Here is a 6680-nt window from a genome sequence, read left to right on the forward strand (position 1 = left end):
GAGGCCGAGATCCGGCAGCAGAAGATCAGCACGCTGGGCAAGGCTGACCTGCGCCGCTACAAGCAGCTTGGCTTCGCCGATCGCCGCCTGGCGGCGCTGCTCAACATCAAGGAAAGCTCGGTGCGCGCGCGCCGGCACAAGCTGGGCATCCGCCCGGTGTACAAGCGCGTCGATACCTGCGCCGCCGAGTTCGAAAGCTACACGCCCTATCTCTACTCGACCTACGAGGAGGAGGACGAGGCGCCGCGGACGGACCGCCCCAAGGTCATCATCCTCGGCTCGGGGCCGAACCGCATCGGTCAGGGCGTCGAGTTCGACTACTGCTGCGTCCACGCCGCGTTCGCGCTCCGCGACCTCGGCGTGGAGGCGATCATGGTCAACTGTAACCCCGAGACGGTCTCGACCGACTACGACACCTCCGACCGGCTCTACTTCGAGCCGCTCACGCTCGAGGACGTGCTCAACATCGTCGAGAAGGAGCGGCCGCTCGGCGTCGTCGTCCAGTTCGGCGGCCAGACGCCGCTCAAGCTCGCGGTGCCCCTGCAGGCGGCGGGGGTGCCGATCCTCGGCACCTCGCCCGACGCGATCGACCGCGCCGAGGACCGCGAGCGCTTCAACGCGCTCATCCGCGAGCTCGGCTTGAACCAGGCGGCGGGCGCCACCGCGCGCTCGCTCGCCGAGGCGCAGACGATCGCCTCCGGGATCGGCTACCCCGTGCTCGTGCGCCCCTCGTACGTCCTCGGCGGGCGCGCGATGCGGCTCGTGTACGACGACCGCGACCTCTCCCAGTACATGCGCGAGGCGGTGCGCGTGTCGCCCGAGCACCCGGTGCTCATCGACAAGTTCCTCGAGGACGCGATCGAGATCGACGTGGACGCGGTCGCCGATCCCGAGCGCGTGATCGTCGGCGGGGTCATGGAGCACATCGAGAAGGCCGGCGTCCACTCGGGCGACGCCGCCTGCGCGCTCCCGCCCTACTCGCTCGGTGAGGACCAGATCCGGGCGCTCTGCGAGCAGACGAAGGCGCTGGCGAAGGCGCTCTCGGTCGTGGGCCTCATCAACGTGCAGTTCGCGATCCGCCAGGAGACGATCTACGTCCTCGAGGTGAACCCGCGCGCCTCGCGCACCGTGCCGTTCGTCTCGAAGGCGATCGGCACGCCGCTCGCGAAGCTCGCCACGCGCGCGCTGCTCGGCCGGTCGCTCGAGCCCTGGGCGGGGATCGAGACACGCGAGCTCGCCCACATCGCGGTGAAGGAGTCGGTCTTCCCGTTCGTGAAGTTCCCGGGCGTGGACGCGGTCCTCGGGCCGGAGATGAAGTCCACCGGCGAGGTCATGGGGATCGATCGCGACTTCCGCAAGGCGTACCTGAAGGCGCAGATCGCCGCCGGCTCGGTGCTGCCCGCCTCGGGCAAGGTCTTCATCTCGGTGAAGAACCGCGACAAGCGGCTCGTGATGACGCTCGCCAAGCGTCTCGTCGAGATGGGCTTCTCGATCGTCGCGACGGCGGGCACGGCGCGCGTCCTCGAGCGTCACGGGATGACCGCGGACCTCGTCCACAAGGTCGCCGAGGGCTACCGCCCGAACGTCCTCGACCTCATGAAGCAGGGCGAGATCGCGCTCGTCTTCAACACGCCCGAGGACGGGCGCGGCCGGCAGGATTCCTACATGATCCGGCGGACCGCGGTGACGCAGAACATCCCCTACTACCTCACGATGGACGGCGCCCAGACGGCGATCGCCGCGATCGAGGCGCTGCTGAAGGGCGAGCAGCAGGTGCTGAGCCTGCAGGAGTACCACGCTGAAACCCGCTGACCGGCTCCTCGTCGCCCTCGACGTCGAGGGCCTCGGCGAGGCGGAGGCGCTGATGGGCCGGCTCGCCGGTGTCGTCACCGGCTGCAAGATCGGCACGCAGCTCTTCACCGCCGCGGGGCCGGCCGCCGTCGAGGCGGCGCGGAAGCGCGGTCTGCGGGTCTTCCTCGACCTCAAGTACCACGACATCCCGAACACGGTCGCCGGCGCCGTGCGCGAGGCGACGCGCCTCGGCGTCTTCATGCTGAACGTCCACGCGTCGGGCGGGCTCGCGATGATGCGCGCCGCCGCCGAGGCCGCGACGAAGGCGGCGCGGGACTTCGGCGTGCCGCGCCCGCTCTGCCTCGGGGTGACGGTGCTGACGAGCCTCGACCGCGCGACGCTCGAGCGCGAGGTCGGGGTGACGGCGAGCGTCGAGGCCCACGTCCTGCGTCTGGCCGAGCGCGCGCGCGAGGCGGAGCTCGACGGATGCGTCGCCTCGCCGCGCGAGATCCGGATGCTCCGGGTGGCGCTCGGCAACCGCTGGGTGATCGTGACGCCGGGCATTCGCCCGGCAGAACGCGCCGACGACCAGGCGCGCGTCGCCACGCCGCGCCAGGCCCGCGATGCCGGCGCCGACTACCTCGTGGTCGGCCGCCCGATCACCGCCGCGGCCGATCCGGCCGCCGTGGCGCGCGACATCGTGAGTCAGCTGGAATGAATCGCGCCGTGCGGAACGCAGCCGCCACGCACCTGGATCAGGGCACGCCCCGAGTGCCCCCGGCCTCGCGGCGCTCGATGGAATGAATCGCGCCATGCGGAACGCAGCCGCCACGCACCTGGATCAGGGCACGCCCCGAGTGCCCCCGGCCTCGCGGCCCCCGCTCCAGTGACCGAACGGGAGACGCTCGCCCTCTACGAGAAGACCGGCGCACTCATGCGCGGCCACTTCCGGCTCACGTCGGGGCTCCACTCGGACGTCTACCTCCAGTCGGCGCTCGTCCTCCAGTTCCCCGAGCACGCCGCCGCCCTCGGCGCGGCGCTCGCCATGCCCTTCCGCGAATCCGCGACCGCCACGGTGCTGGCGCCCGCGATCGGTGGCATCCTCGTCGCCCACGAGGTGGCGCGCGCCCTCGGTTGCCGCTGCCTCTTCACCGAGCGCGAAAACGGCGTCATGACGCTGCGCCGCGGCTTCGCGCTCGCGCGCGGCGAGCGCTGCCTCATCGTCGAGGACGTCATCACCACCGGCGGCTCCACGCGCGAGGTCGTCACGTGCGTGGAGCAGGCGGGCGGCGTGGTGGTGGGCGTCGGCTCGCTGATCGACCGCTCGGGCGGCGTCGCGCGGTTCGGCGTCAAGCGCGTCGCGCTGGCAACCGTTCAGGCCAGGACCTGGAAGCCCGAGGAGTGCCCGCTCTGCAAGACCGGCTCGCCGGCGATCAAGCCCGGCAGCCGCGCCTGATCACGGCAGCCGGATCTCGCCTTTTACGCACGACGCGGACGAACTACGGGAGTCTCACGGCGTGATACGCACCGATCGGGTTCCCCGACGCCCCCGACAGCGCGGCCGGGAGCGCCGTGGCGATCAGCGGGGGGACCAGCCGGTAGAACTTCAGGTCGAACGGATTGTAGAGATAGCTCGGCGCGAGCAGGCGGAAGTCCCACAGGCCCGTGGCGAAGACCTGCACCGCGGGGTCGCCGGTCAACGCGACCAGGCTCGTCGTCTCGTCGAAGTCCGGCTCGTACACGTCGGTGATCACCAGCGCCGACTGCCGGCTCGCCGCCTGGAGATAATGCAGCGCCGGCCGCGTCAGCTCGGCCCGCAGCTCCGCCGTTGTCCGCTCGGGAAACCAGGTCAGGATCTTCCCGAGATCCCAGTAGTCGAGCTGGGGCTGTGACTGAAGCAGGAGCAGCGTGAGCTGCTCCCCCGTCCCGTCGCCCGGCGCCCGGAACGCCGTGTCCAGGCGGCTCAGCGTGAGTTCGCTCGTACGCACCGTCACCGCGATGCCCACGGACTGCGGCTGGCCGCACAGATACACCCAGTACTCCGTCCGGTCCGGGGCCTGCAGGCGCGCCGGATCCGCGAACTGCTGGCCTGCGATCTCGGGCCGGTACTGCACCACGCTGATCGCCGACGTCTCGTTCTGCATGCGGACCGTGCCGAGGAGCTGGGCGGGCGGCGTGTCGCAGAGCCCGGGGGCAAAGAAGACCCCCGGCTCGCGGCGTTCCGGCGGCGGAAACGCTCCGCCGACGTAACGGATCACCGTCTCGCCGGTGTACCAGCCGAGGCCTCCGCCACCCCGCGTGACGGTGGTCGTGTGGTCGATGACCAGGTCGGGCGGCGCCGTCGATTTCCCACCGACCACTGTTCCGTCCGTCACGTTGACCAGCGCCCAGGTATAGCCAATCATCGGCGGAAACTCGTACGGGATCTCCTCGGGCCGGTCGAAGGGCCCGGAGAAGACGGCGCCCTGGTCCCCGGGCGAGGTCAGCCACACTCCGACTAGCGCCAGGATCTTGCCGTCCGCCGTGAGCCCGATCTCCGCCACGTACCAGTTGTAGGGCTCCGTGACCCACCCCAGGGTCACGGGATCGCTGCGCCGCAGCGTCCGGGCGTCGTTGACGACGAGGTCCAGCCGCGCCTGGACGTCGGCGACGCGCGCGAACGTGTAGAACGACCCGTTCCACTCGTACTCTACCGTCGGCACGAGCGTCGTCAGGTAGCGCTTGTACTGAATCGTGTGGCTGAACTGGATCGTCGTGCCCAGATAGAGCCCGACCGGGAAGCTCTTGCGGCTCGTCTCCTGCACGTCGACCACGCGGCTCCCGTCGGGTTGCGTCAGCAGCGGCATCGTCACCGACCCCGGCGGCCGATTGACCTTGTAGGCGAGCATCAGATTCGGACGGTCGGGGCCGATGTCCGTGCGCCCCACCAGCGTGTTGTCTGCGTCGCCCCACCGGAGCTCGACGATATTGTCGCGTCCAGCCGGGATAGGCAGCGGGAACACGCCCTGGGGCGTGCGGAGCTGCCAGCGCATGCCGTCCGAGAAGACCTCCTCGACGCGCACGCCCCCGAGCACCTTGCCGATCACGCCGCCCTTGAAGGTATCGGCCGCACGCTCGTCGCCCAGCGTTCCGGTGTAGACGGCCACGAAGCGCTCGGCGCCTGGAGGCGGCGTCACGGGAACCGCCGGCAGCGCTCCGCCGGCCTCGACCCGTCCGACCGCGACGGCGGCGCTCGCCAGCCGCCGCACGCCGTCGATGCCGTCGGCGTAGACTGTGAGCGTCCCGCCGTCGAGGAGGTCCGGCGAGGCGTTCGTGCCCGCGAGCCGCAGCCCGCTCCCGTCGTCGAAGACATCCACGTCGAGCCTGCCGCGGAAGAAATAGTCGAGGAGCGCCGCCGAATACCCGACCGCGCGCGGTAGCAGAAGGCGGGCGTAGTCCTCGCTCACGAGATCGTCGAGCATCCATCCCGCGCTCGGCACGGGCGCGGCGAGCGCCGCTTCGAGCGAGTCGAACAGCATCCCCTCGGTTGCGAAGTACGCGACTCGCGCACCGTCGCGGTTCTTGGTGAAGTAGCGCCGGAACTTTCCTGGGCTCGGCTCGACGATGGGCCCGGGGTCCAGGGAGCCGGCGCGAGGAAGCGCGAAACGACGAAAGAGCGTCCCTCGGCTCAGGAAGTTCCCATTCGTGAACTCCGCAGCGCCGATGAGCGTGTTCTCCTCACCGAGGACGTCCGCGTTCAGGCCGCGGAAGGTGTCGCCGTCGAGCAGCCGAGCCACCGGCACCGGCGCGCGGCTGTTGCCCGTCGGCGTGAAGATCGACGCCGCCGGACCTCTCGGCGTCGCATTCAGCAGGGCCGAGAACTTGTCGGCAGAACTGGTGCGCGCCTCCTCGACCCACTTCTCGTACCAGTCGTGCCGGACCGGCGGCGGGTGGGCATCGTTCCGCGCGTGAGCCGGGACGAAGGCGTCCTGCACCAGATGAGCGAGATGACCGAGGTTCTCGAACAGGTCTCCGAACGCCCTATCGCGTCCCGGCTCGTCCTCGCGATCCTCCTTCCGCGGCCTGGTGAGCGCCTGCAGATATCGTTGGCGCGCGTCCTGCCAGGACCAGGCGCCGCCCGACGAGGCCAACGCCACGGGTGTGAACACCATGCTCGACGGCTGATCCGTGTTCTGCTGCCAGAGAACCGACGACTGGCCGCGGACGAGCGCGAGATCCAGGATCGAGAAGGCCCGCAGCCCCGCGTCGTCCCAGGGATCGATCAAGGGATTGTGGAAGTGGTTCAGCGACCGCCAAGGCGGCGAGTCCTCGGCCAGCGCTCCGTCGCCGATCAGCTGCTCAACCCGTCGAGGAGCCCGAACGGTCACTCCGGGGAAGGCGGAGCTGACGCCGTCGGCAAGACTCAACTCCTTCCTGAGAAACTCGTCGACTCGAGAGATCCCTGGATCGATGGACCTCGTGGCAAGTTGTCTGTGCGTGGCGGGATCATACGCACCTACTGGTGCCGCCTCCGCAAGCAGCAGGAGGCCGAAGAACGCTGCCAGGTATCTCATGGTCTCACCTCGTTTGAAAACCGAGGTAGCGACGCTCGGCGTCCTCGGCCTCTCGGAGTCGCCTGGTCCGATCGAGCGGGACGAGGGGGGGGCTGCCCCCAAACGTCTGGTAGACCCTTAGCCGTTCTTCACGCGTCTTCAGTGGGGGCAGCTCCATCACCACGCCCTCACCTTCGAACCGCTTCCAGGCCTCCTCCCTCTTCGCCTGGCTCTCCCACAGCGGCAGCTTCTCCCACTCGTGCGCCCCCCGGAAGTTCCAAATCCCGTATCCTGGCTTGAAGATCACCAGCTCGCGGGACACCTTCTTCCACGGCACCAGCGTGAACACCCGCCGTG

5 protein-coding genes are annotated in these 6680 nt (G+C 69.8%); 3 read left to right on the plus strand and 2 right to left on the minus strand.

What is annotated here, in order from left to right:
* From carB to pyrE, 3 genes are all read left to right on the plus strand, one after another.
* Window positions 1-1812 (plus strand): carbamoyl-phosphate synthase large subunit (gene carB, locus VKG64_00410; protein HKB23484.1); only part of this gene is annotated, 1812 nt, incomplete at its 5' end.
* Window positions 1799-2509, plus strand: coding sequence for an orotidine-5'-phosphate decarboxylase (gene pyrF, locus VKG64_00415; protein ID HKB23485.1), 711 nt, complete (start codon window positions 1799-1801; stop codon window positions 2507-2509). The genes carB and pyrF, both read left to right, overlap by 14 nt.
* 168 nt (window positions 2510-2677) lie before the next feature.
* The gene (gene pyrE, locus VKG64_00420) at window positions 2678-3247 is read left to right on the plus strand and encodes an orotate phosphoribosyltransferase (GenBank protein ID HKB23486.1); all 570 of its coding nucleotides are present in this window, start codon (window positions 2678-2680) and stop codon (window positions 3245-3247) included.
* 43 nt (window positions 3248-3290) lie between these two features.
* Here the strand turns inward: pyrE and VKG64_00425 are convergent, their stop codons facing one another.
* Window positions 3291-6056: a hypothetical protein gene (locus VKG64_00425; GenBank protein ID HKB23487.1), complete on the minus strand. Its 2766-nt coding sequence runs from the start codon at window positions 6054-6056 to the stop codon at window positions 3291-3293.
* Window positions 6057-6348: 292 nt separating this feature from the next.
* Window positions 6349-6680 (minus strand): hypothetical protein (locus VKG64_00430; protein HKB23488.1); only part of this gene is annotated, 332 nt, incomplete at its 5' end.

It is taken from the genome of Candidatus Methylomirabilota bacterium (genome assembly GCA_035260325.1).
GTDB lineage: Bacteria > Methylomirabilota > Methylomirabilia > Rokubacteriales > CSP1-6 > AR19.